Genomic DNA, 21,567 nt, shown 5'->3' with positions numbered 1-21,567 from the left:
GGCCTGAAAACGGCGCCTGCAATTGCGCCGTCACAGCCGCCGATCAATGGCTCGCCGTAGCGGCCGGCAAGGCTTCAGGCAGTGGCCTTGCCACGCTTTGTCGCCTTGGCGACGGTGGCCGGTGCCGCCGGCTTGCGGCCAAGTCCCGTCGACTTCGCCAGCGCCGACCGGGTCGCCGAGTAGTTCGGAGCAACCATCGGATAGTCCGGCGGCAAGCCCCATTTGGCCCGATAATCGTCCGGGCTCAAACCATAGTCTGTCCTGAGGTGTCGCTTGAGCGACTTGAATTTCTTCCCATCCTCCAGGCAGACGATGTAATCGGGAAACACCGACTTTTTCGGATTGACAGCCGGAACCAGGCTCGGGCTTTCCACGACGGCCGCGCCAGCCAGCTTTCGAACCGAGGCGCTGACGCTGGCAATCAGGTCAGGCAGGCCGGAAGCCGGAAGCGGATTGTTGCCGACATAGGCCGAGACAATATCGGCCGTCAGCTCGATCACGGTCTTATCCTCGATATTTGACAATTCTTTCATCCTATTTGCGATAAAATCATCCACCACAGTGAAGACTTTTGCCGATGTATCTCTTTAACCGCGTCCCCCAACGGGCCGCCAAGTTCCAAAACGAATCAAGACTTGGTGTCAACTACTTTTATGGAAAATCGACGTCACGCAAATTAGAAAATCTAATACTTGGAACCGGCAGACTTGGTTGTCCGGCCGTCGGCCAATATCTCAAGAATACGCTTCCAGCGGGCACAGCGCCCGAAATCCTTCTGTTCAATCGCCTTTTCGGCCTTCATCGCTGCGTAAAGCGGTGCCTCGACGCCGAATTCCTTGATCAGCCAATGCGCTTCCTGCCTGGCGAGACGTTCATTTTCGTCAAACATGGTCTTGTGCCTCCGAACGTTCCAGGCCGACCGCTATACAACTGCCGATGACAAGGACGGCTCCGGCGATAGCGGTCGTCGTCAGTCGTTCGCCGGACAGGGTCAGCAGCAACGTCGACGCGATCGGCGTGAGATAGGCTATGACAGCGACCTTGCCGCTGCCTTCGAGCTTCAAGGCGCGTGACCAGAGGTAATAACCCAGGCCCATCGGGCCAGCGCCAAGATAGAGCCCAAGGGCCAGATCCACGCCGGCGGGCCACGCAACACCTTCGCGAGCCGACCATAAAAGCGTCAAGGCGATGCCGACCAGCGACGATGGCAACAAAAGGCGCTCGGGCGACGTGGCGAGCCGCCCCACCATCACCGAATAAAAGGCCATGCACAGCGCGGACCCGAAGGCGGCGAAATAGCCGACAAGATCGCCCTGGAACCAGGTGCTCTCACGCCCGCCCGATATCACCAGTACGACGCCGACGAACCCAAGGGCCGCGGCAAGCCCCAGCAAAACCGGACGCCGCGGATTTTCGAAAACGATCACCGCCGCAGCGACCATCAAGGGCCAAGTGTAGGCCACGAGATTGGCTTCGATCACCGGCATCGATGCGAAGGCAACATATTGCAGCACCATGGTGCCGACCAGACCGATGAGGCCGACCGCGAGAGGCGCGAGTGCGGCCCGGAGCGCCACCGACGGAGCCTCCTCCCGGCTCATGAACCGGATCAGGGCGAAGACCAGTACAGCGCCCGCAAATTGCAGGAACTGCACCTGCGACACCGGATGGGTCGCCAGCAAGGATTTGCCGACCAAGGCATTGGTCGACCACAAGGCCACCGCGCCGGCGGCGAAGACCAGCGCGGATATCGAGCCTGATCCATGCCGAAAGAATCGGCATCGAACTCTATCTCCAGGCTTGACCATGATCTTGTCCGAAAACCGGGCCCCACTTTTCGGAATCATGGTTCGCTACCATGATTCCCGTGCCCCGCCCGGAACCTGTGCTTCGGCGGTTGGGGCAGGCGTGGGATGCTCCGCCTCGAACCGGCGATAGGCGGGCAACTGGTTGGTCCAGACATCTTCGGCCAGCTCGTTGACCCACTCGCGATCATGGTCGTTGTCGGCGGCAAGATAGAACATGCGATTGTCGTCGACATAGGGCTTGGCCACCGAACGCTGGTTGAGCACCAGTGTGACGCGCTCGCCGTACTGGATCGGCGCGGTGCGATGCAGGACGCCAAGAAACTGTCCGAGTGTCGCGTAATTCATCTTGTGATCGATGCGCATGATGCGGTTGCGCGGAATCTCGCGGCCGGATTCGAGGATGGCGCGACCGGTCTCGGAATCATCGCAATAGATCTCGAGATGGCCGCCGACCAGCGGATTGCTGATCGACAGCGGAATGAGTTCGGTGACCGGAACGCCGTCGCAATGCCACTCGACGGCACCATCCCTTGGATTCATGAAGGTGACGGTCGAGCCGACGATCGATAGCGGATAGGGCTCCAGCTTCGTGCCCATCATGTCGGACAGTCGCTCCAGGCGCAGCTTGTCGTGCAGCAATTCCCTGATTTCGGGGATGAAACGGTCAGCGCCGGTGATAAAGGTCAGGTCGAGGTGCTTGTGCACGGCATGGCTGGCCTTGAGCTTCAGGGCAGCCTCCTCAATTGCGGCAAGCAGGGCCGGATCATAGCCATGCAGATACTGCGCAACGCCGAAACTCGACACTTTCCAGGCGGTTTCATGTCCGATGATGGCCTCACGGCTCATCGCATAGCGCAGTTCGGGTATGGTGTGTGCGTTCATTGTACTTCTCCAAGTGGGGGCAAACACTTGGTTAACAGTCGATTAAATTAGTCCCCCCTGTAAAATTAGGAATGCTAGTGCTACCGTAAGCCCAGCTTAAGGTCGAAACCCGTGCGCCTGCTCAGTCAAGTCAACCTCAATTCGCTGAAGATCGTGGAGAGTGCTGCAAGGCACGGCAATTTCACGCGTGCGGGCGAAGAGCAGTTCATCACCGCTTCCGCGGTCAGCCAGCGCGTCAAGAGCCTGGAGGACCAGCTGCGCTTCAAGATTTTCCAGCGCGGCGGCAATGCGGTGTCGCTGACGCCGGAGGGTGAGACCTATGTCTCGCGCGTTCGCGAGGCGCTGGAGCGAATCGTTGCCGCCAGCATGGAAGCGACCGGGCAATCGCAGGAGCATGTGCTGAAAATATCCGTGCTGCCGACCTTTGCCGCGCGCTGGCTGTTTCCGCGCCTGCCGCTGTTTCAGCGGCAATATCCCGATATCGTGATGCGGGTTTCGACCTCCTACGCGACACATGAGTTCACGACCTCCGATTTCGATCTCGAAATCCGCTATGGCGACGGCCACTTCAATGGGTTGCCGTCCGATCTGCTGTTTCGGGAAGACCTGACGCCGGTGTGCAGCCGCAAGCTGTTCCATGAGGTACTCGGCGACAAGCCGCTGTCGAAGGTGACACCGGACGACCTCAAGCTCTTCACGCTGTTGCATTCCGATACCTGCACCCAGAACTGGCAATCCTGGCTGGCCTTCGCCGGCGCTAGCTTCGTGCTCAGCGAGACCAAGAGCATCTATTTCAACTCGTGCATGATGTCCTACGAGGCAGCCAATGCCGGAATGGGTTTCGCCGTCGCCAACCGCGCCTATATGGCCAGCGACATCCGCGCCGAAAGGCTGGTCGCGCCCTTTGCCGTCCACCACCCGAACACGGCCGGCTGGTATTTCGTCTCCCCGCACAAGAGCCTTGCCGCACGCAAGGTGCTGCTGTTCAAACAATGGGTGATGGCGGAAGCGGCCCTGACGCAACGCCAATTGGATAGCGAAATCAGAGACTTGGCTTCTGAGGCCGTCTGAAATTCGGATCGTCCCTCGATGACGACGCGAACCACCAGCTCTCGAATCCAGAACGAAAACAACTGATCAGGCGAAAGCCCTGCCCTCCTCGGTGCGCTGGAAATGCGCCAGATCGAGCTGCACGGAAGGGCGACCGAGAACCGTCAGGATCATATGCGCCTGACCGCGATGATGGGTCTGGTGGTTGAAGACATGAGCCAGCGCCGGCGCCAGGCGCTGCGAGACGGTGCGCATGTCCGATACGGTCATATAGGTGAAGCGGCCCGACAGCGCCCTGTCGCTCAAGCCGGCGAGCCAGTCGATGATCCGCCGGTCCTCCGCCTCGCGCGCCGCTCTCAAATTGGGCAAGGCGCGATGCAGCACGGCGTCCAGCGCCGTCGGCGCGTCGCCTTCGCCGGTGAAGCGCTTCATCCAGATGCGATCGGCGGCGAGCAGGTGGTTGAGCGTGCCCATCAGCGAGCCGAAGAAGGCGCCGACATCGCGATTGAATTCCTCCTCGTCGAGATCGGCGGCGGCGGCATAGATGCGGCCATTGGCCCATTGATTATACGCCGCAAACATCATGAAGTGCTGTTTCATCTTTTCTCCGCCGCCCCGTCTCGGGGTGTCGGGAGCGATACCTAGAGCAATTCACCGTTTCACGGAAACGGTGAATTGCTCTAACTCTTGTGTTGACGCAATTCCGGACGGAAAACCGCTCGCACTTTTCCTGGAATTGCTCTGGACCGCAAAGGGACCCGCGCCAATGACCATTCTGCTTTATGATCTCGTCGGGCGTGACGAGAGCCGTCCGTTCAGCCCGCATTGCTGGAAGGCAACGATGGCGCTGGCTCACAAGGGGCTCGATGTCTCAACCGCGCCGACGCGTTTTCTCGAGGTCCCCACCATAGAGGGCGGCGCTTCGAAAAGCGTTCCGGTGATCCGCGACGGCGACAAGGTGGTCATCGATTCCTTCGCCATCGCGCTCTATCTCGACGAAGCCTATCCGGACCGGCCGACGCTGTTTGGCGGCGAAGGCGGCAAGGCGATGGCGCGCTTCATCGAGCGCTGGTCGCAATTGACCATCCATCCCTACGTCACCACGGTCGCGCTCACCGACCTCCATGCCATGCAGGACGAAGAGAACGCCGTGTATTTCCGGCAGAGCCGGGAGCAGCGTCTCGGCAAGCAGTTGGAAGATGTCGTCGCGGCACGCGACGGCGGGTTGGCGGCGTTTCGGGCCTCGCTTGAGCCGCTGCGCTCGATGCTGAGCTATCAGCCCTTCATCGGCGGTGCCTCGCCGCTGTTTGCGGACTATATCGTCTTCGGCGCGTTGCAATGGGCGCGCATTGCCACGCCCTATCAGCTGCTCGAAAACAGCGACGTGGTGGCGCAATGGTTCAGCCGCTGCCTCGACCTGCATGGCGGGCTGGGACGAAAGGTGGCGGCGGCGGCGTGACGGCCGCAAAACGCCCGCCCTGCCGGCAAGGCAGCGCTGGCGCCGTCAATCCGTGTAGAAAATCAGCGGCGGGGTAGCTAGCCTTTACTTGGCCGCCTTCTTTGGCTTGCTGGTTTTCGGCTTGCTGACTTTCGTGGCGGCCTTTTCTTCCTTGGGCGCGGCCTTTGCCTTGCCAGCGCCAGATGCCTTCTTGGCCGGCGTCTTGGCCGCCGACGGCTTGGCCGCGTCCTCCCGATCGATGTCGGCCGCCGCCTGGCGCCAATGGCGTTCGTGGTGACCGGCCGGTTGCCCTTCTTCCTGCCAGATCTGATGTGCGCGATTGCGAATGCGCTCCTGACGATCGTCTGCCATGGTCATGTTGTCTCCATTCGGGCCGACCTCAGCGCGGCGCCGACACGCGACTATAGCAAGCAAAGCGTTGCTGTGCAGCCGTCTGATCCGGCCCAGGGAACTGCCGGCCCGACATCGAAGCGCCCGGCCGGTCCGGGCGCTTCGCTATCGCCATGGGGGCTCTTCACTCGCAAGGCCAGGCAATTGGCTTTCCGTCCGCTTCGCGGACCTGCCCGGCCCTTCGCTGTCGCTCCGGGCGTTCGTCGCTCGGAAAGCCAAGCAATTGGCTTTCCGTCCGCTTCGCGGACCTGCCCGGCCCTTCGCTGTCGCTCCGGGCGTTCGTCGCTCGGAAAGCCAAGCAATTGGCTTTCCGTCCGCTTCGCGGACCGCTCCTCACCCCTTGGCAATGGGTCGGGCGGCTTGTATAGAGCCCGCCACTCTCAATTCCATTCTCAGACAAGGACGACCCATGGCGCTCGAACGCACCTTCTCCATGATCAAGCCGGACGCAACCCGGCGCAACCTCACCGGCGCCATCACCAAGATGCTCGAAGACGCCGGCCTGCGCGTCATCGCTTCGCGCCGTGTGTGGATGAGCCGCCGCGAGGCGGAAGGTTTTTACGCTGTCCACAAGGACCGCCCGTTCTTCGGCGAACTGGTCGAGTTCATGTCCTCGGCTCCAACCGTCGTCCAGGTTCTGGAGGGCGAGAACGCCATTGCCAGGAACCGCGAAGTGATGGGTGCCACCAACCCGGCCAACGCCGCCGAAGGTACCATCCGCAAGGTGCATGCGCTGTCGATCGGCGAGAATTCGGTGCACGGCTCCGACGCGCCGGAAACCGCCGCGCAGGAAATCAAGTACTGGTTCTCGGACACCGAGATCGTCGGCTGAGCCGACACTGCCAAGTCTCGAAAAGGCCGGCAATCGCCGGCCTTTTTCATTGGCGGTCAGCTCGCGGCGCTGAAGCGAAGGATTTCGCGACCGTCCTTGTCTGATATGGTGAGCTTGCCGGCATCGAGCTTGTAGGACGCCGCCCTGGCCAAGGCATCGAACAACGCCTTTTCCTCGGCCATCACCTCGGGTGCGCAGGCCTTGTGGGTCGAACCGATATTGCTGATCGCGATCGCCTGGCCATCGACCTTCGCTGTGGCAAAATAGGCGTTGCAGGGGCCACTGCCGCCAGCCTTGCCGGCCTCGCTGACCCTGAACGTCGCCTGCGGCGCGGTGATGGCGCCGATGCCGTCGACATAGTCGACCACCCAAAGCTGGCCAAAGACGGAAGCCGTCGGCCCGGTGCCTGGCGCGACCATCTTGAGTATGATGGTTTGCGGGGCGGCGGTCAGCGGATCGAGCTGACGGCGCACATCGGAAATGAACATCAACTTGCCATCGACAGTGATCCGCGCCTGCAGCGCATAGGTCATCCGTGACTGGATCGCCGATGGATCGAATTTGATCTCGAAGCTGATCGGCACCTGGCCGGTCGGCTTGATAGTCTGCTCGCCGATGACTTTGGCCGGCGCGTCGGTCAGCGAGACATCGACAAGCTGGACGGAAAGCACGGCGCTGGGCGGCAGGGCGATGCGCTCGCGATAGATCACCTCGCCCCTCACCGCCTTTTCGGCAGCCACGGACAGTTCCGGCACCGCCAGGATACCGACGATCAGAGGCACGAAGCCGAAGACGAAGAACTCCGCGAGCCTGTCCAGCATGACCACCTCCCTTGCCGGGATCGCCAATCTCCGGGCTGCCAATGGCTGACCACGCCGTCCATCTGGCCAAAGGATTACGGTCAATGCATGGCTGCGACGGGTATTTATTCGGAAGGCGATTTCCAGCGCCCCGCGGCTTGGGCGTCGGTTTCCTTGGCCTCGACCCAACCGCCCTCGGAACCATCGGCGCGGTGCTCCTTCTTCCAGAAGGGTGCACGCGACTTCAGATAATCCATGAGGAAATCCGCCGCCTCGAACGCCGCCTGACGATGGGCGGAGGCGGCCACCACCAGCACAATATTCTGTCCCGGCGCGATCTTGCCATGGCGGTGGATGACGGTGAGGCCTTGCAGCGGCCAGCGCTGAACCGCCTCAGTGGCGATACGACCGATCTCGGCCTCCGCCATGCCGGGATAATGCTCGAGCTCCAGTGCTGACAAGGTGCCCTGCTCATCCCGGCAAAGACCGGAGAATGTGACCACCGCGCCAATATCGGCGCGGCCTTGCGTCATGCCGGCAATCTCGGCGGCAACGTCGAAATCCTGGCGCTGGATGCGCACGATCGGCACCAGGACGGCCGACATGAGTATCAGCCCCCGGTCATTGGCGGGAACAGCGCGATCTCCCGCGCGCCCGATATCTTCTCGTGGTGGTCGACATGTTCCTGATTGATGGCAACACGGATCACGTCGGGATACTGCAGCGCGTGCTCGTAGCCCTCGCCGCGCGACTGCAGCCAGCGCAACAGGTCGGCGACCGTCTCGATGCCGGCCGGCAATTCAACGTCTTCCTCCGATGTGCCGATCCGTTCGCGCACCCAGGCGAAATAGATGAGACGGGTCGTCATCTCACTCATCCATGATGTGCTTGAGGCCGGCGCGGAAATAGTCGTAGCCGGTGTAGAGCGTGACGAGCGCCGCGATCCACAGCAGCACCAGGCCGGTCTGCGTGGTCAGCGGGAATATCTTGTCGCCGGCCGGACCTGCCAGCAGGAAGGCGATGGCGACCATCTGGATGGTGGTCTTCCACTTGGCAAGCTGCGTCACCGGCACCGAGACCTTGAGCGCCGCCAGATATTCGCGCAGGCCCGAAACCAGGATTTCGCGGCACAGGATGATGATCGCCGCCCACAGCGACCAGCCGGCGATGCCGGCATGGCGATCGGTGTCGGCCGCAAGCAGCAAAAGGCACGTGGCGACCAGCAGCTTGTCGGCGATCGGATCGAGCATCTTGCCGATGTTGGAGGTCTGCTGCCAGGCGCGCGCAAAATAACCGTCGAAATAATCGGTGATGGATGCGAGCAGGAAAATGATCAGCGCCGACCAGCGGGCGAAGTCGCTGGATTTGAGATGGCCTTCGAGAAAAAAGCACAGAACCACCAGCGGCACCGCGATGATGCGGGCGTAGGTCAGTATGTTGGGCAGGTTGAACGCGCGCTGGGCCATGTCTGGTGGACTCTTTCTGCCTGCGTACTCAAATCAGAAGGGAATGTAGGGGGTCAACAGGCCAGATTCGACTGACCAGCTGAAACTGCCGAATTTTTCAACTTTCGTGAAAATGATTGTAGACCAGCTTGGCGACTTGTTCGGAAATGCCATCGACTTTCCTCAGATCCTCGATCGCCGCACGGCTCACCGCCTTGGCCGTGCCGAATGCCAACAGCAGCGCCCGCTTGCGGCCGGGACCGATGCCGGCAATCTCATCGAGCGGGCTCTTGACCATTTCCTTCTTGCGCCGCGCCCGGTGCGAACCGATGGCGAAGCGATGGACCTCGTCGCGCAGGCGCTGCACGAAATAGAGCACGGGGTCGCGCACCGGCAGCGAAAACGAGTCCCTGCCCCTGACGAAAAAACGTTCGCGGCCGGCATCGCGGTCCTGGCCCTTGGCGATGCCAATGGCCACGACGCGGTCCTCGATGCCGAGATCGGCGAGAATCTTGCGCACCGCCGTCATCTGGCCCTGACCACCGTCGATCAGGATGACGTCGGGCCAGGCCGGGAAGCTGCCGGAGATGTCATCATCGATATCATCGGTCGCCTCGCCTGCCGCAGCGTCGTCGGCCACGGCAACATCGCCATGCTCCTTGAGCAGCCGCGAAAAGCGCCGCTCCATCACCTCGCGCATCATGCCGAAATCGTCGCCCGGCGTGATCTCGGTCGAGCGGATGTTGAATTTCCGGTACTGGTTTTTGACAAAACCTTCCGGCCCGGCGACCACCATGGCGCCGACGGCATTGGTGCCCATGATGTGTGAGTTGTCATACACCTCGATGCGCACCGGCGGCTTGGCCAGCCCGAAGGTCTCGGCGAAACCGGCAAGCAATCGTCCTTGCGTCGACGTTTCGGCCAGCCTGCGGCCCAACGCCTCCCTGGCGTTCTGAAGGGCGTTGTCGGTCAGGTCCTTCTTCTCGCCGCGCTGCGGCACCGAGATAGCCACCTTGCGGCCGGCGCGGGTGGAGAGCGCCTCGGCCAGCAGCTCCTGGTCTTCGACCCCACGCGACAGCAGAATGGCGCGTGGCGTCGGCTTGTCGTCGTAGAACTGCGCCAGGAACGAGCCCAGCACCTCCGATCCCTCCAGTGCAGGGTCGGCCTTGGGGAAATAGGCGCGGTTGCCCCAGTTCTGGCCGGTGCGGAAGAAAAAGACCTGGATGCAGACCTGGCCACCTTCCTGATGGATGGCGAAGACATCGGCTTCGTCGACGGTCTGCGGGTTGATGCCCTGATGGCTCTGCACGTGCGACAGCGCCGCCAACCGGTCGCGATAGATGGCGGCGCGCTCGAAATCGAGGTCTTCGGACGCCTGCTGCATGGCGGCCGAAATTTCGGTCTTCACCTTCTGGCTGCGGCCGGACAAAAAGTCCTTCGCCTCGGCGACCAGTTCGGCGTAGCCCTCATGCGAGATCTCGCCGGTGCAAGGGCCGGCGCAGCGCTTGATCTGGTACAAAAGGCATGGCCGCGTGCGGTTCTCGTAGAAGGAGTTGGTGCAGCTTCTCAGCAGGAAGGCGCGCTGCAGCGAATTGATGGTGCGGCCGACGGCGCCGGCCGATGCAAAAGGGCCGAAATAGTCGCCCTTGCGCGACCGCGCACCGCGATGCTTGTAGATGCCGGGCGAGACATGGTCGCCGGTCAAAAGGATATAGGGGAACGACTTGTCGTCCCGCATCAGCACATTGAACCGCGGCCGCAAGCGCTTGATAAGGTTGGCTTCAAGCAGCAGCGCTTCGATTTCGGTGCGGGTGACGACGAACTCCATCGTCGCAGTCTCGCGGACCATGCGGCCGATGCGATTGGTGTGGAACCGGCCTTGCGCGTAGTTGGTGACGCGCTTCTTCAGGCTGCGGGCCTTGCCGACATAGAGCACGTCACCGGCGGCGTTCATCATGCGGTAGACGCCGGGGGCATTGGGCAGCCGCTTGACCAGCGTCTGGATCACCTCGGCGCCGACCATGCCTTCGGCATCGCCGGCATGCGGCGTCCAGTCGATGGCCGTGAAGGCGACATCGGGGCCAGTTGGTTCGACGATCTCCTCCAGCGCCTCGTCCTCGAGGTCGATTTCGGGAGGAAGATCATCGGCGCCGCCGCGCACCTTGTTTTTGTGATCGAGTGGACTCATTCAGCCATGCCTGTCACATCGGGCGTCTGCCATGCAAGATGCTGGCCGCCATCGAGCGCGATCATCTGGCCGGTGACCGAGCGCGCATCCCAAAGATAGCGGATGGTGGCGCCGAATTCAGGCAATTCCGGGCCGCGCTTCAGGATCAGGCCGGCGACCTGTGCGTCAAAATCGGAATCATCCTGGCGCATGTTCTTCAACGTCGGCCCCGGACCGATCGCGTTGACACGAATGTTTGGGCCCAGCGCCTGCGCCAACATCTGCGTCTGCGTCCACAGGGCGGATTTGGACAGCGCATAGGAAAAATAGCGCGGCGTCGGCCGCCAGACGCGTTGATCGATGATGTTGACGATCAGCCCCTCCTGCCCTTCCGGCAAAGCGCGCGCGAAATTCTGCGCCAACAGCGCCGGCGTCTTCACATGAATGGCAAAGTGGCGATCCCAGGCCCGCCAGTCGAAGTCGTCAACGGAATCATCGACAAAGAGCGAAGCGTTGTTGACCAGAAGCGAGATGGACCCCAGCGCGGCTTCCGCCTGGCCGACAAGGTCGTTGACGGAATTCATATCGGTCAGGTCGGCGCTTACCACCGCCGCGCGGCCGCCGGACTGGTTAATCCCCGCGGCCAAGGCGTCAGCCTCACCGCGCGAGCGATTGGCGTGGATGGCGACTGCAAAACCATGGCTGGCGAGGTCCTCGACGATCGCCTTGCCGATCCGTTTCGGCCCACCGGTCACCAGCGCCGTGGTGGCTTTGCTCATCTTCAGTCAATCCTCAATTTCGGCACGAAAAGACGGCGCCGGCAAAATATGGCTCGCCATCCGTTAAATGGCGTTCGCACCTGGGGCAACATTGTGGCGAAACCGCCTGGCGGGCATTCAGACTCGCCCCATAACAAGGCCAGTCATATCCCCATATAGGGCGCAGGACTCCTTGCACCAAGCGGTGTGCGGCGCAACATGGCCAAGCTGCTGACATTTCGCTGTTGCGAAGATGCAACGTCATGGTTCTGCCTCATTCGCGCCGGGGAATGACCCAAGTTCAGGTTCGCTTCAGCCGCATTTTGACACGACATTTGGAACCGACGAACGCCAGATCCGTTTCACCCCCCGGACGGGTTGATGGCGATCGTAAGAAACAAGCCTGTGTCCTGTGGCTTAAGGAGTAAAGAACAATGCAAGCCAATCTCAAATTCGCACGGCCGCTGGCCGTCGCGTTCGGGCTCTTCGCCCTCGGTGGAACCGCTTATGCCGCGGACGTCGTTCAGGAAGAGCCGCCGGCACCCGCTCCGGTTGCCGAACTGCCTGTCGCGTCCTGGGCCGGCCCCTATGCCGGTATCAACCTCGGCTATGGCTTCTCCGGCCGTACCAAGGAAAAGGATACCGGTTTCGACACCAGCACGAAGGGTTTCGTCGGTAGCGTCTTCGGCGGCTATCAGTGGCAGCAGGAGAACTTCGTGTACGGCGGTGAAGCCGAACTCGGCTACAACGGCGTCAAGGGTGACGACAATGGTATCCACTCCAAGGGTGGCCTCGAAGGTTCGCTGCGTGCCCGTCTGGGTTATGCCGTGACCCCGGAAATCCTCCTCTACGGCACCGGCGGTCTCGCCGGCAGAAGCCTGAAGGTGGAAGACTCCGACCTCCTCGCCAGCGACACCGCTACGATGATCGGCTGGACCGCCGGCGTGGGTACCGACATCAAGCTGACCGACAATGTCTTCGGCCGTGTCGAGTATCGTTACACCGACTTCGGCAGCAAGAGCTTCGATGGTATCGGCAAGGTCAAGGCCACCGACAACCGCGTCACCTTCGGCGTCGGTATGAAGTTCTAAGTCGTTCAAGCCACGACACGAAAAAGCCGGGCCTCGCGCCCGGCTTTTTTTGTGGCCGCCGTCACCCCGGGATCGCGGACTTCAACTCCGGGAATTTCTCGTCGAAACGCGCCATCCAGCGGGTCAGCCGGCCGCGACCCTTTTCCCATTTGCCGGCAAAGCGCAATGACAGGTAACCAAGGCAAGCCCGCAACGCCATCTGGCCGGCGGTGATCTTCTTCGGCAGTTTCGGCGGGTTGGCGTTGAGCAGGTCGAGAGCGGAGGTGATCTTCGCCCACTGCCGGTCGAGCCAGGGCTGATAGACCATGTCCTCAGGCCGGGTGCGGCGCTCATAGACCATCGACAGCGCGCAATCGCAAATGCCGTCGGCCAGCGCCTCCAGCACTTCCGCTTCCAGACGCTTGTCGGGATTGCGCGGGAACAACGCGTTCTTCGAAATCCGGTTGAGGTGCTGGGTAATGGCGCGGCTGTCGTGAATCGAACGACCGTCATCGAGCACCAGCACCGGAATCTTGCCGAGCGGATTGGCTCCGATCAGTTCGGCCGGTTTGTCCTCGGTCTTGACCGGCACCAGATCGATCGCGATCCCAGCATAGGCCGCAGCCATCCTGACCTTGGAGCTGTAGGGAGAGGTGGATGCGTAGAGCAGCTTCGGCATGATCGGTTTCCTGTTTGCGGACGTCCAGTGTTGACTGGACAGCCACTTGCGATCAACCGCCAGAGCGCAAAAAAAGAACTGCCAGAAACCGGTTGCGGTTTCCATCCCGGGCATCAGCCTACAGAGTGGTACGCCGGAAACGCGAGCGAGCGACGACAGCAGGCTGATTATGTTCAAACCTGCATTTGCATCTCACCAACCCAGGCACTGCGCCGGAGCCTTCGCCAAGCACGACAAGGAGACGGTTCAATGGGCGAGCGAGGCAGCCAACCGGCGCCTCGCTTTGCTTGCCCCCTCGGTCTCATCCCGATGTTCAGCCCCGAGGGCTGAACCCGCTGCCGGACTTGCTTCGATCCAGTGCGTCAGAGCGTCCTTGCCGAGCCCCGAAGGACACGCGACGCCCCAACGACCGGTCTACTTCTTGGCCGGAGCCTTCGCCTTCGCGGGCGCTGCCTTGGCCTTCGGCGCGGCGGCTTTCTTCACCGCGGGCTTTGTAGCGGCCGCTGCTGCTTTCGCGGCCGGCTTTGCCGCTGCCTTCGCGGCGGGCTTTGCCGCTGCCTTCGCGGCGGGCTTTGCCGCAGCCTTGGCGGGCGCCGCCTTCTTGGCTGCGGGTTTTGCCGCTGCCTTGACCGCAGGCTTCTTCGCCGGTGCAGCCTTCGCTGCAGGCTTTGCCGCTGCCTTGACGGGCGCCGCCTTCTTCACTGCGGGCTTCGCCACAGCCTTGGCCGCTGCCGGCTTCTTGGCCGGTGCTGCTTTCGCCGCGGGCTTTGCCGCCGCCTTCGCAGGCGCTGCTTTCTTCACTGCCGTTGCGGCCTTCGCCGCGACTGCTTTTGCGGGTGCTTTCTTTGCCGGTGCTTTGGAAGCCGGCGCTTTAGATGACTGCTTAGCCATGTCATGCCCCTTCACGTTATGCCGATGGCCGTGAATGACCCCGGCGCGCAATGCATATCTGACTCGCGGCTCGCTAGCCAGCGAAGCAATGGTATGATTTTCTCAGCTTAAATTTTCGTTGAGATCGTGACGCGATCGCACTCATCATCGCAAAAATCCGTCGCTGATCTTCTGATACCACCGGCAATTTGACACCGGCATTCTCGATGCGAGCCCACCATCGAACTCCCAAGACTAGCGAGCAACTTTACGCATGATCGTCGGCCGTGAATATCATGACCTGCCACCTCATCGAGGCGATCATCTTCCGCAAGCGAACGGTCTATGTGGATCACGAGCGCGATACGGCGACCGATCTGAGGATCACCTTGTCAAGCATGCATCCCTACCTCCAATTGACAGATAACTCTGCACAGCAGAGTATTCTGCAAAGATGCGGTCGCGCTTTGTCGATCGCGCAAGAAGCAAGTGGCGCTGCCGCTTTCCGAGAGCGCCGTGCCACATGACGACAATCCAAGGCCTTGCCGCATTGGAGCCCATCGATGAGCGTCGACGACATCATTCACCAGAGTATGCGGCTCAGGATCATGGCCATCCTCAACACGCTGGAAAGGCGCGAGGCGCTGGAGTTCACCCAATTGAAGATCATGGTCGAAGCCACCGACGGAAATCTCGGGGCACACCTCGATACGCTGGCCAGGGCGGGCTATGTCGATATTGAAAAGCTTTTCGTCGGGCGACGGCCGCAGACCCGGGTCAAGGCAACAACGATCGGGCGGCGGGCCTTTCGCGGTCACATTGCCTTTCTTCGCAAGATCATCGATCAGGCGGAGGCAACGCGGCGCGGGAAATAGCACTGCAATTGAGCGAACACCGTTGGCGCGTCGCAACGACGGCGGCGCCCCGCGTGTAGGGCAGGCACATGGATTTCGTCACGGCTGATAGCCGAGGCAGATGGCCCCGAGCGCCACGACGGCGCAGGCGCCGACCCGCCGGGGTGTCAGCGTCTCGCCGAGAAACAGCCGGCCGATGAAAGCCGCGAAGACGACACTGGTCTCGCGGACCGCGGTGATCGGACCGGCAGGTCCGAGCGCGAAGGCCGCCACCACGACGCCATAGGCCAGAAGCGCGAACAGGCCGCCGCCCAGTGCCTTCCAGGTCTCCGGCGCCCACGGGTCGACAGCAAGCCGGCCACGACAGGCGACGAAGGTCGCCGGCAGCAATGCGCCATAGGCCAGCAGGACCCAGGCGGTGTAGGCGCCGACATTGCCCGCCGCGCGAACGCCGATTGCATCGACCGTCGCATAGGCGGCGATGATAGCTCCCGTTGCCAGCGCATAGAGGATCGATGTCGTGGCGGCTCTTCCTCGTCCGAGCGAAAGACCCATGATGCCACCGCCGACCAGGGCGACGCCGACGGTCTCCAGAACGGTGAGCTGCTGGCCGGCCAGCAGGAAGCCGCCAAGGGTGACAAGCAGAGGCACGCTGCCGCGAACAATCGGGTAGACCTGTCCCAATTCGCCATGTTTGTAGGCGGCCACCAGGAACACGCTGTAGCCAACCTGCAGGCAGGCCGAGAGCCCGACATAGAGCCAGGCCGACGTAGCCGGAAAACCGTTGAGGATTGCCACGGGAATGGCCAGCACCGTGCTGGAGAAGCTCATGACGGTGACGGTCCACAACCTGTCGGCGCCTGTTCGCAGGAAAGCGTTCCAGCTTGCGTGCAGGATCGCCGCGAACAGCGCGAGGCCGACGACCAGCGGGCTCATTGCGGCCTGCGCGAGGCAGCGACGATGTCCAGGGCCGCCTTGCGGGCTTCACGAAGAGCGGTACTCGCCTGCCCCATCTGCGCCATCAGGGTGGCCCCTTCGATCAGCATCAACAGCGTCGCCGCCACGTTCTCGGCGCGCCCGCGCGGCATCACCTGCGCGAGGATCGATCGCATGCGCTGCCTGAAGCCGTCCTTCTGCCTGGCGACGGCCTTGAATACGGCATGCCGCGGATCGCCGAACTCAGCCAGCGCATGCGCGAACAGGCAGCCGTGGAAATCCGGGCTACGGAACCAGCGGCCATGCCAGTCGAAAATCTTCGCGATCTTCTGCTCCGGCGTCATGCTCTCCCGCGCAAGCTGGTCGAGCTGTTCGTCAAAACGCCTGGCGCGATAGTCGAGCACCGCGACGATCAGTTCATCCTTGCTGGGGAAGTGGCGATACATCGTCATCTTGGCCACATCGGCCTCGGCGATGATCCAGTCGATCCCGGTGGCGTGGAAGCCGGCACGCTTGAACAGCGCGTAGGCGGTTTCGACGACGTGCTGGCGTTTGTCGGAGACAGGCGACGGCGTCATGATGCGCACCAAGTGATGAGACAGGTCTGTCTCATACCTATGCGATGGATCTCACCGTCTGTCAACACGGCACGGAAAAGGCCTGCGGCTGATTAAGCCGCAGGCCTTGAAGAAAATCGAGAAACGGAAGGTTGCGTCTAGCGCAGGACGCGGCAGCGGCCGTTGTAGACCATCCAGCGGTCGAAGCCCGAGACGCAGAATTCGACATTGTCGCCGATCGAGGCAAAGCCCTGGCCTTCCTCGATCAGGTACCAGATGGACCGGTCGCGCCCGTCGGAGAGGCTGACGGTGGCCCCGCAGTAGCGGCGGCCGATCGGCCAGGTGTCGTCGGCCGGCAGATAGCGGTGCTGATGAATGCGCCGGAAGTCGGTGATCTGCACATCCGGCAGATGCGGCACATGATGCACCTGGTAGGAGAAGCGGGAGGTGATCTTGCTCAGCACCCAAGGCTGGCCGCAGACGCCGCCATCGTCGTCCGAATAGACGCCAAGGTCAGCCGCCTGGACCGCATGGGTAATGCCAAGAGGCGCGGCGAGCGGGGTACAGAGCGAAATCAGGGCAGCAAGTGCGGATTTGGCGAAGCGAGTCATGACAGCCTCTCAAGGTCGATTGCGCGCACTGTGCGGATTCGCTTGGCGTCGGTCAAGCGGTTGCTCAGACAATGGTTTCCAGAAACGAGCTGGAGCGTCTACCAACGTACCTACCGGCTACACGTTCCTCTCCAGTATCAGTCTTCCGGAAGAAAGGCGGGGTTGAAGACGACCTCCCAGAGATGGTCATCCGGATCCTGGAAATAGCCGGCATAGCCGCCCCAGAACGTATTCTGGGCCGGCTTGACGAGACGCGCGCCTGCTCTGACGGCCTGCGCCATCACGGCATCAACCTCGGCTTCGCTCGTGACATTGTGCCCGATGGTGAACTCGGTCGGGCTGCGGCCGGTCTGGTCGATGCCGGCGTCACGGGCGATGTCGGAACGTTCGAAGATCGCGAACTTCAAGCCGCCCTGCAGATCGAAGAAGGCGACGGCGCCATGCTCGAACTCCCTGCCGATGATGCCCTCGGTCGGAAGCCCAAGTCCGTTTCGGTAGAATTCGAGCGAAGCTTCCAGACTATCGACACCAAGGGTGATGACACTGATGCGAGCTTTCATTTTGATTTCTCCTTTCTATATTCTGGACTTGTGCGGTGACGTCAGCGCGGATGCGGTGGCTAATGCCAGCGTAAGGCTTCATGTGATTGCCATTGCTGGAGCGGCGCGCATTGAAGATTTCGGTCAAGATGGCGGAGAGCGCCGGCCAAACGGCGAGCCTGCGATTGCTGGCCAAGCAGACGGATGATGGCTGAAGGAATGGAAGCGGTACTGGCGCAGACCACCGGCTTTTTCCAGGAACGTCCGGCAGACAGGCGGCTGGGTGCCGTCTTCGCGTCCGTCTGGGTCCACCGCATGCAGGACCAGGACGCTCCACCTGTCGTGATAACGCCGGATGCGACGATCGACCTGCAGTGGATCGACGGCCGGTTGCGGGTCGCGGGGCCGGACCGGGAGCCGCAGATCGAGATATTGCCTTCAGGAGCGACGATTGTCGGGTTCAGATTCCGGCCAGGTGCGGCCGCCGCGTGGCTGGGCGTGCCGGCCAACCGGATCGTCGGAGAACGCCTCGACCTCGGTGACCTCTGGGGCACCGGGGCGCGCCATCTGGCATGCCGCGTGCGGGCCACGCCCGATCTTGCCAAGCTGGTAGGACAATTGGAGAAGGCAATCGGGGAATACACGCAAGAACACCGTGCGCCCGATGTAGTCATGGGCAATGCATTCGACGTCATCGACCGGGGGCTGCCGGCCGGCAAGCCGCTGGTGCCGTTCCTGCTGCACAGCTTGCATATGAGCGAGCGGTCGCTGCGTCGCCGTTTCGAGGAAAGTTTCGGCTACGGCCCCAAGACGCTCGACCGCATCCTTCGCTTCCATCGTTTCCGGCGTCTGCGGCAGGCATCCAGCAATGCCTCGACCGCTGTATTGGCGGTCGAGGCCGGCTATGCCGATCAGGCCCATTTGATACGCGAAAGCAGGCGGCTGTCCGGCATCACGCCGTCGGCACTGGCCGCCACCGGCGCATAGAGCGCCCGGCCGACAGGGTTCAAGCCGTGCCCGCCTGCTCCCCGGCCAGCCATTCCAGCGACCAGTGCGCCGGCTTTTCCACCGCAAGCAATTTGTGCAGTGCCGGCAACACCGTCCGCAATTCGGCTTCCAGCGTGAAGGGCGGATTGACCACCACCATGCCGCTGCCATCAAGGCTGGGTTCCGAAGAGGGCGGCCGGATCTCGAATTCGATGTCGAGGATTTTCGGGATGCCGGATTGCTTCAGCGCCTTCCTGAAGGCGATGATCGCCTTGCGGTCCTTGATTGGATACCACAGCGCGTAAATGCCGCCGGGCCAGCGCTTGTGCGCCCTTACGAGCCCGTCGACCAGGCGGCCGAACTCGCCCTCCTCCTCGAATGGTGGATCGATGAGAACCAGGCCGCGCTTCTCCTTCGGCGGCAGATGCGCGCCCAGCGCCAGCCAGCCGTCGAGTTCCATCACCCTCACCTGGAAGTCACCGGCGAATTCCGCCTTCAGCTTGGCGGCGTCTTTCGGGTGCAGTTCGATCGCCGACAACCGGTCCTGCTTGCGCAGGAGATGGCGCGCCAGCATCGGCGAACCCGGATATTTCTTCACGCCGTCCCCGGGATTGAGCGACCGCACAGCCTCCAGATAGGGCGCCAGCAACGCGCCCGCCCTGGCGTCGAACGAGGCATCGATCAGCCTGCCGATGCCACCCTGCCATTCGCCGGTCTTCTGCGCCTCGAGCGACGACAGATCGTAACGGCCAATGCCGGCATGGGTGTCGACGACGCGAAAAGCCTTGTCCTTCTGCTTGAGATAGTCGAGCAGCCGCGTCAGCACGACATGCTTGACGACATCGGCGAAATTTCCGGCGTGGTAGGCGTGGCGATAGTTCACTTGGGTCCCCTGCCCCAGCGCGGCTGCGGTGGTTGCGAGTTCGGATTGTCCGGCCGGCCGCCACCGGAACGCAGGGACAGCAGGAAGCCGATCAGACCGATCGCCATCAGCGAGAGGCCGACCGGCCGCGCACGACGGTCAGCTTCGCCGACACCGGAGCGCAGCACAAGGTCGACCGCCCGCATCGGTATGTCCTCGGCATCGCCCGGACCGACGGTGAAGACATAAGGGCCGGGACTGACGGTCGCGATGACGCCCGCCTCGTCGCGAAAGATCTTGTCGGGCAGTTGCGGGCTCGCCTGGCGCGGGTTGTCGACATGGTTGAACTGCAATGTCGATGCAAGCACCGTGCGGCCATTGGTGGCGGCGGTCAGGGTCAACACCGTGCGTTGCTGCGAAACGATGCGCTCGGCTCTCGCGGTCAGGTCGACCAATGCCCGCACCGGCGCATCGCGGCCCGAGAGCGACACGGTCACTGGTTTGAAGCGGCCTTGTTCATAGACCCGCCAGGTACCGATCTCGCGGCCGGAAAAATTGGTCATCGCCCAGGGATAGATAAGGCCTATACCGGTGCCGGCGAGCAGGATCAGGACAAACAGAAAGCGCATTCAGACAGTCACCTTGTAATCATGCCTTGGCAATCACGCCTTGCCTGGCAACTGGCCTGTACCGGCACCGTCGCGCAGGCGTTCCATTTCGTCCAGCAGCATGTCGAGGCCGAGTTCGAATGTCTTGTCGAATTCTGCGGCGCCGAAAAAGCGCCCGGCCGCCGTGACATTGGGAAAATCCCGGGCCAGTTGCTCGTCGCTGACCGTGTTCACAGCCGATGGCCCCTTGGCATAGCCCGCATTCTCGTCCAGCACCGCCCCCATCAAGTAATAGCCGACGGCGCGAAACAGCCGCGCGCTGAGTTCGGTGTCAAAGCCGGCATCCCTGAACAGGCCGATAATGCCGTCCAGCCAGGCAAGGCAGATGGGCGAGTTCATACGGTAGGTGACGAAGAAAGCGGCATAGGCGGGATGGTCGCGGCCGATGCGACGAAAATCCTCGATGGCGATGCGCATCCTTTGCCGCCATGGAAGGCTGGCGTCGGGCATTTCAAGCGCACCTATCAACCGGTCGACGAGGGCTTCGTGCAAATGCGCCACCGAAGGAAAGTGGTGGTAAATGCTCATCGCCTCGCAACCGAGTGCCGCCGCCAGCTTGCGCATGGAAAAGCCGGCAAGCCCCTCCTTCTCGATCACCTCGAAGGCCGCGTCCTCGATCATCTCGCGCGACAGGCGGCCACGTGTTCCGGCTTTTTTTATCGATGAGTCCATGCGCCGCTTGACAACTTACACTGTAAGGTTCAATTTCCACATCACCTTACACCGTAAGGCTTGGAAAAACCAGAGGAGAATGTCATGTTCGACTATCGCATTCTTTCATCCGTGCCTTCTTCCATCCGCCGGACCTGCCTGCTCGCCGCTACCGGCTGCGCACTGACGCTGGCCGCGGCACCTGCCCATGCCGACGACTATGATGCGACCCTCATGGACATCCAGTCGACCATGGGTGGCGTACCGAGCTTTGTGAAGCAATTTCCCAAAGCCGGTCTGCCCGGTGCCTGGGCCGAGGTCAAGGCCATCGAACTCAGTGACAAGACGGCGCTGCCGCCAAAGGTCAAGTCGCTGATCTCGCTGGCGGTGGCGGCGCAGATTCCGTGCAGCTATTGCATCTGGTCGGACACCCAGGACGCTAAGCGCGCCGGCGCCACCGACGAGGAGATCCAGGAAGCCGTGACAATGGCTGCGTTGACCCGCCACTGGAGCACCATTTTCAATGGCATGCAGGTCGATTTCGACACGTTCAAGAAGGAAATGGGCGGGCAATAAGCCCGCAGGCAACAAGGAAATGGACGGGCAATAGGCCGGTCAGCAAGAAGGAAATGGGGAAGTGGCGAATCAGCCGATGACGGTTGTCATATTGAAGAGACCCACCAAAAGGCGGG

30 protein-coding genes are annotated in these 21,567 nt (G+C 62.1%); 10 read left to right on the top strand and 20 right to left on the bottom strand.

Annotated elements, in window-relative coordinates; genetic code table 11:
* Positions 1-74: 74 nt before the first annotated feature.
* The 4 genes from AC1VON_RS16880 to AC1VON_RS16865 all read right to left on the bottom strand — a co-directional run bounded on the left by AC1VON_RS16880 (position 75) and on the right by AC1VON_RS16865 (position 2,690).
* Positions 75-533: a Ros/MucR family transcriptional regulator gene (locus tag AC1VON_RS16880; RefSeq protein ID WP_056565530.1), complete on the bottom strand. Its 459-nt coding sequence runs from the start codon at positions 531-533 to the stop codon at positions 75-77.
* Between the two features lie 152 nt (positions 534-685).
* Positions 686-889: a hypothetical protein gene (locus tag AC1VON_RS16875; protein WP_172351125.1), complete on the bottom strand. Its 204-nt coding sequence runs from the start codon at positions 887-889 to the stop codon at positions 686-688.
* Positions 882-1,808, bottom strand: coding sequence for a DMT family transporter (locus AC1VON_RS16870; RefSeq protein WP_172351126.1), 927 nt, complete (start codon positions 1,806-1,808; stop codon positions 882-884). The genes AC1VON_RS16875 and AC1VON_RS16870 overlap by 8 nt, the downstream gene beginning before the upstream one ends.
* Positions 1,809-1,853: 45 nt before the next feature.
* Positions 1,854-2,690, bottom strand: a complete 837-nt coding sequence (locus AC1VON_RS16865) for a hypothetical protein (protein ID WP_172351127.1) — start codon at positions 2,688-2,690, stop codon at positions 1,854-1,856.
* Positions 2,691-2,801: 111 nt separating this feature from the next.
* Here AC1VON_RS16865 and AC1VON_RS16860 point away from each other — a divergent pair, with 111 nt between their 5' ends.
* On the top strand, positions 2,802-3,761 hold the full coding sequence (locus tag AC1VON_RS16860; protein ID WP_483124253.1) for a LysR substrate-binding domain-containing protein: 960 nt from the start codon (positions 2,802-2,804) through the stop codon (positions 3,759-3,761).
* 66 nt (positions 3,762-3,827) lie between these two features.
* Here AC1VON_RS16860 and AC1VON_RS16855 read toward each other — a convergent pair whose 3' ends face one another.
* Positions 3,828-4,340 carry a DinB family protein gene (locus AC1VON_RS16855; RefSeq protein WP_483124252.1) on the bottom strand — a complete coding sequence of 171 codons (513 nt, stop codon included), beginning with the start codon at positions 4,338-4,340 and terminating at the stop codon, positions 3,828-3,830.
* A 166-nt stretch (positions 4,341-4,506) separates the two neighbouring features.
* Here AC1VON_RS16855 and AC1VON_RS16850 point away from each other — a divergent pair, with 166 nt between their 5' ends.
* On the top strand, positions 4,507-5,199 hold the full coding sequence (locus tag AC1VON_RS16850; protein WP_483124251.1) for a glutathione S-transferase family protein: 693 nt from the start codon (positions 4,507-4,509) through the stop codon (positions 5,197-5,199).
* A gap of 84 nt (positions 5,200-5,283) precedes the next feature.
* Here the strand turns inward: AC1VON_RS16850 and AC1VON_RS16845 are convergent, their stop codons facing one another.
* Entirely contained in the window at positions 5,284-5,556 is a 273-nt protein-coding gene (locus tag AC1VON_RS16845) for a DUF2934 domain-containing protein (RefSeq protein WP_483124250.1), read from the bottom strand.
* 442 nt (positions 5,557-5,998) lie between these two features.
* Here AC1VON_RS16845 and ndk point away from each other — a divergent pair, with 442 nt between their 5' ends.
* Positions 5,999-6,421, top strand: a complete 423-nt coding sequence (gene ndk / locus AC1VON_RS16840; protein ID WP_091577236.1) for a nucleoside-diphosphate kinase — start codon at positions 5,999-6,001, stop codon at positions 6,419-6,421.
* A gap of 56 nt (positions 6,422-6,477) precedes the next feature.
* Here ndk and AC1VON_RS16835 read toward each other — a convergent pair whose 3' ends face one another.
* From AC1VON_RS16835 to AC1VON_RS16810, 6 genes are all read right to left on the bottom strand, one after another.
* Entirely contained in the window at positions 6,478-7,242 is a 765-nt protein-coding gene (locus AC1VON_RS16835) for a YbaY family lipoprotein (RefSeq protein WP_483124249.1), read from the bottom strand.
* A gap of 104 nt (positions 7,243-7,346) precedes the next feature.
* Positions 7,347-7,826, bottom strand: coding sequence for a molybdenum cofactor biosynthesis protein MoaE (locus AC1VON_RS16830; RefSeq protein ID WP_483124248.1), 480 nt, complete (start codon positions 7,824-7,826; stop codon positions 7,347-7,349).
* Positions 7,827-7,831: 5 nt separating this feature from the next.
* Positions 7,832-8,089, bottom strand: a complete 258-nt coding sequence (gene moaD / locus AC1VON_RS16825; RefSeq protein WP_483124247.1) for a molybdopterin converting factor subunit 1 — start codon at positions 8,087-8,089, stop codon at positions 7,832-7,834.
* Between the two features lies 1 nt (position 8,090).
* Positions 8,091-8,687: a CDP-diacylglycerol--glycerol-3-phosphate 3-phosphatidyltransferase gene (gene pgsA, locus AC1VON_RS16820; RefSeq protein WP_140768350.1), complete on the bottom strand. Its 597-nt coding sequence runs from the start codon at positions 8,685-8,687 to the stop codon at positions 8,091-8,093.
* Between the two features lie 97 nt (positions 8,688-8,784).
* Positions 8,785-10,854 (bottom strand): excinuclease ABC subunit UvrC, encoded by a 2,070-nt coding sequence (gene uvrC / locus AC1VON_RS16815; RefSeq protein ID WP_172351135.1) that lies wholly within the window; start codon positions 10,852-10,854, stop codon positions 8,785-8,787.
* Positions 10,851-11,612 (bottom strand): SDR family oxidoreductase, encoded by a 762-nt coding sequence (locus AC1VON_RS16810; RefSeq protein WP_483124246.1) that lies wholly within the window; start codon positions 11,610-11,612, stop codon positions 10,851-10,853. Before AC1VON_RS16810 ends, uvrC begins: the two co-directional genes overlap by 4 nt.
* Positions 11,613-12,025: 413 nt before the next feature.
* Between AC1VON_RS16810 and AC1VON_RS16805 the strand changes: the two genes are divergently transcribed.
* Positions 12,026-12,682: an outer membrane protein gene (locus tag AC1VON_RS16805; RefSeq protein WP_172351137.1), complete on the top strand. Its 657-nt coding sequence runs from the start codon at positions 12,026-12,028 to the stop codon at positions 12,680-12,682.
* Positions 12,683-12,743: 61 nt separating this feature from the next.
* Here AC1VON_RS16805 and AC1VON_RS16800 read toward each other — a convergent pair whose 3' ends face one another.
* Entirely contained in the window at positions 12,744-13,340 is a 597-nt protein-coding gene (locus AC1VON_RS16800) for a glutathione S-transferase (protein WP_172351138.1), read from the bottom strand.
* A gap of 46 nt (positions 13,341-13,386) precedes the next feature.
* Between AC1VON_RS16800 and AC1VON_RS16795 the strand changes: the two genes are divergently transcribed.
* The 3 genes from AC1VON_RS16795 (at position 13,387) to AC1VON_RS16785 (ending at position 15,085) form a co-directional block, all read left to right on the top strand.
* Complete coding sequence (locus AC1VON_RS16795; RefSeq protein WP_483124245.1) at positions 13,387-14,265, top strand: hypothetical protein; 879 nt, start codon at positions 13,387-13,389, stop codon at positions 14,263-14,265.
* Between the two features lie 232 nt (positions 14,266-14,497).
* Positions 14,498-14,737 (top strand): hypothetical protein, encoded by a 240-nt coding sequence (locus AC1VON_RS16790; RefSeq protein WP_172351140.1) that lies wholly within the window; start codon positions 14,498-14,500, stop codon positions 14,735-14,737.
* A 36-nt stretch (positions 14,738-14,773) separates the two neighbouring features.
* Positions 14,774-15,085, top strand: a complete 312-nt coding sequence (locus AC1VON_RS16785) for a transcriptional regulator (RefSeq protein ID WP_172351141.1) — start codon at positions 14,774-14,776, stop codon at positions 15,083-15,085.
* Between the two features lie 78 nt (positions 15,086-15,163).
* Here AC1VON_RS16785 and AC1VON_RS16780 read toward each other — a convergent pair whose 3' ends face one another.
* The 4 genes from AC1VON_RS16780 to AC1VON_RS16765 all read right to left on the bottom strand — a co-directional run bounded on the left by AC1VON_RS16780 (position 15,164) and on the right by AC1VON_RS16765 (position 17,728).
* A complete protein-coding gene (locus AC1VON_RS16780; RefSeq protein ID WP_172351142.1) occupies positions 15,164-16,000 on the bottom strand; it encodes an EamA family transporter in 837 nt (278 codons plus the stop codon).
* Positions 15,997-16,578 (bottom strand): TetR/AcrR family transcriptional regulator, encoded by a 582-nt coding sequence (locus tag AC1VON_RS16775; protein WP_172353009.1) that lies wholly within the window; start codon positions 16,576-16,578, stop codon positions 15,997-15,999. Before AC1VON_RS16775 ends, AC1VON_RS16780 begins: the two co-directional genes overlap by 4 nt.
* 137 nt (positions 16,579-16,715) lie before the next feature.
* Complete coding sequence (locus AC1VON_RS16770) at positions 16,716-17,168, bottom strand: hypothetical protein (RefSeq protein WP_140768369.1); 453 nt, start codon at positions 17,166-17,168, stop codon at positions 16,716-16,718.
* A 137-nt stretch (positions 17,169-17,305) separates the two neighbouring features.
* Positions 17,306-17,728, bottom strand: a complete 423-nt coding sequence (locus AC1VON_RS16765) for a VOC family protein (RefSeq protein ID WP_172351143.1) — start codon at positions 17,726-17,728, stop codon at positions 17,306-17,308.
* Between AC1VON_RS16765 and AC1VON_RS16760 the strand changes: the two genes are divergently transcribed.
* Together AC1VON_RS16760 and AC1VON_RS16755 are read left to right on the top strand one after the other, a co-directional pair.
* A complete protein-coding gene (locus AC1VON_RS16760; protein WP_172351144.1) occupies positions 17,715-17,915 on the top strand; it encodes a hypothetical protein in 201 nt (66 codons plus the stop codon). The genes AC1VON_RS16765 and AC1VON_RS16760 overlap by 14 nt on opposite strands.
* Complete coding sequence (locus tag AC1VON_RS16755) at positions 17,915-18,694, top strand: helix-turn-helix domain-containing protein (protein ID WP_246740715.1); 780 nt, start codon at positions 17,915-17,917, stop codon at positions 18,692-18,694. The genes AC1VON_RS16760 and AC1VON_RS16755 overlap by 1 nt, the downstream gene beginning before the upstream one ends.
* A gap of 19 nt (positions 18,695-18,713) precedes the next feature.
* Here AC1VON_RS16755 and AC1VON_RS16750 read toward each other — a convergent pair whose 3' ends face one another.
* From AC1VON_RS16750 to AC1VON_RS16740, 3 genes are read right to left on the bottom strand one after another with little or no spacing between them, the layout of a single operon-like run.
* Positions 18,714-19,577 (bottom strand): 23S rRNA (adenine(2030)-N(6))-methyltransferase RlmJ, encoded by an 864-nt coding sequence (locus tag AC1VON_RS16750; RefSeq protein ID WP_172351145.1) that lies wholly within the window; start codon positions 19,575-19,577, stop codon positions 18,714-18,716.
* A complete protein-coding gene (locus AC1VON_RS16745) occupies positions 19,574-20,185 on the bottom strand; it encodes a hypothetical protein (protein WP_172351146.1) in 612 nt (203 codons plus the stop codon). The genes AC1VON_RS16750 and AC1VON_RS16745 overlap by 4 nt, the downstream gene beginning before the upstream one ends.
* 33 nt (positions 20,186-20,218) lie before the next feature.
* Positions 20,219-20,896, bottom strand: coding sequence for a TetR/AcrR family transcriptional regulator (locus AC1VON_RS16740; protein ID WP_172351147.1), 678 nt, complete (start codon positions 20,894-20,896; stop codon positions 20,219-20,221).
* Between the two features lie 84 nt (positions 20,897-20,980).
* Here AC1VON_RS16740 and AC1VON_RS16735 point away from each other — a divergent pair, with 84 nt between their 5' ends.
* Positions 20,981-21,451, top strand: a complete 471-nt coding sequence (locus tag AC1VON_RS16735) for a carboxymuconolactone decarboxylase family protein (RefSeq protein ID WP_172351148.1) — start codon at positions 20,981-20,983, stop codon at positions 21,449-21,451.
* Positions 21,452-21,567: the final 116 nt, after the last annotated feature.

The sequence above is a fragment of the Mesorhizobium sp. HAY1-8B genome (genome assembly GCF_056868045.1).
The sequence above is the reverse complement of the archived record's forward strand: the minus strand, read 5'-3'. Positions and strand labels throughout refer to the sequence as shown.

Bases quoted from the DNA above. Each gene is read 5' to 3' on its own strand.
- AC1VON_RS16880 (WP_056565530.1), bottom strand. From the start codon at position 533: ATGAAAGAATTGTCAAATATCGAGGATAAGACCGTGATCGAGCTGACG.
- AC1VON_RS16875 (WP_172351125.1), bottom strand. From the start codon at position 889: ATGTTTGACGAAAATGAACGTCTCGCCAGGCAGGAAGCGCATTGGCTG.
- AC1VON_RS16870 (WP_172351126.1), bottom strand. From the start codon at position 1,808: ATGGTCAAGCCTGGAGATAGAGTTCGATGCCGATTCTTTCGGCATGGA.
- AC1VON_RS16865 (WP_172351127.1), bottom strand. From the start codon at position 2,690: ATGAACGCACACACCATACCCGAACTGCGCTATGCGATGAGCCGTGAG.
- AC1VON_RS16855 (WP_483124252.1), bottom strand. From the start codon at position 4,340: ATGAAACAGCACTTCATGATGTTTGCGGCGTATAATCAATGGGCCAAT.
- AC1VON_RS16850 (WP_483124251.1), top strand. From the start codon at position 4,507: ATGACCATTCTGCTTTATGATCTCGTCGGGCGTGACGAGAGCCGTCCG.
- AC1VON_RS16845 (WP_483124250.1), bottom strand. From the start codon at position 5,556: ATGACCATGGCAGACGATCGTCAGGAGCGCATTCGCAATCGCGCACAT.
- ndk (WP_091577236.1), top strand. From the start codon at position 5,999: ATGGCGCTCGAACGCACCTTCTCCATGATCAAGCCGGACGCAACCCGG.
- AC1VON_RS16835 (WP_483124249.1), bottom strand. From the start codon at position 7,242: ATGCTGGACAGGCTCGCGGAGTTCTTCGTCTTCGGCTTCGTGCCTCTG.
- AC1VON_RS16830 (WP_483124248.1), bottom strand. From the start codon at position 7,826: ATGTCGGCCGTCCTGGTGCCGATCGTGCGCATCCAGCGCCAGGATTTC.
- moaD (WP_483124247.1), bottom strand. From the start codon at position 8,089: ATGACGACCCGTCTCATCTATTTCGCCTGGGTGCGCGAACGGATCGGC.
- pgsA (WP_140768350.1), bottom strand. From the start codon at position 8,687: ATGGCCCAGCGCGCGTTCAACCTGCCCAACATACTGACCTACGCCCGC.
- uvrC (WP_172351135.1), bottom strand. From the start codon at position 10,854: ATGAGTCCACTCGATCACAAAAACAAGGTGCGCGGCGGCGCCGATGAT.
- AC1VON_RS16810 (WP_483124246.1), bottom strand. From the start codon at position 11,612: ATGAGCAAAGCCACCACGGCGCTGGTGACCGGTGGGCCGAAACGGATC.
- AC1VON_RS16805 (WP_172351137.1), top strand. From the start codon at position 12,026: ATGCAAGCCAATCTCAAATTCGCACGGCCGCTGGCCGTCGCGTTCGGG.
- AC1VON_RS16800 (WP_172351138.1), bottom strand. From the start codon at position 13,340: ATGCCGAAGCTGCTCTACGCATCCACCTCTCCCTACAGCTCCAAGGTC.
- AC1VON_RS16785 (WP_172351141.1), top strand. From the start codon at position 14,774: ATGAGCGTCGACGACATCATTCACCAGAGTATGCGGCTCAGGATCATG.
- AC1VON_RS16780 (WP_172351142.1), bottom strand. From the start codon at position 16,000: ATGAGCCCGCTGGTCGTCGGCCTCGCGCTGTTCGCGGCGATCCTGCAC.
- AC1VON_RS16775 (WP_172353009.1), bottom strand. From the start codon at position 16,578: ATGACGCCGTCGCCTGTCTCCGACAAACGCCAGCACGTCGTCGAAACC.
- AC1VON_RS16770 (WP_140768369.1), bottom strand. From the start codon at position 17,168: ATGACTCGCTTCGCCAAATCCGCACTTGCTGCCCTGATTTCGCTCTGT.
- AC1VON_RS16760 (WP_172351144.1), top strand. From the start codon at position 17,715: ATGCGAGCTTTCATTTTGATTTCTCCTTTCTATATTCTGGACTTGTGC.
- AC1VON_RS16765 (WP_172351143.1), bottom strand. From the start codon at position 17,728: ATGAAAGCTCGCATCAGTGTCATCACCCTTGGTGTCGATAGTCTGGAA.
- AC1VON_RS16755 (WP_246740715.1), top strand. From the start codon at position 17,915: ATGGCTGAAGGAATGGAAGCGGTACTGGCGCAGACCACCGGCTTTTTC.
- AC1VON_RS16745 (WP_172351146.1), bottom strand. From the start codon at position 20,185: ATGCGCTTTCTGTTTGTCCTGATCCTGCTCGCCGGCACCGGTATAGGC.
- AC1VON_RS16740 (WP_172351147.1), bottom strand. From the start codon at position 20,896: ATGGACTCATCGATAAAAAAAGCCGGAACACGTGGCCGCCTGTCGCGC.
- AC1VON_RS16735 (WP_172351148.1), top strand. From the start codon at position 20,981: ATGTTCGACTATCGCATTCTTTCATCCGTGCCTTCTTCCATCCGCCGG.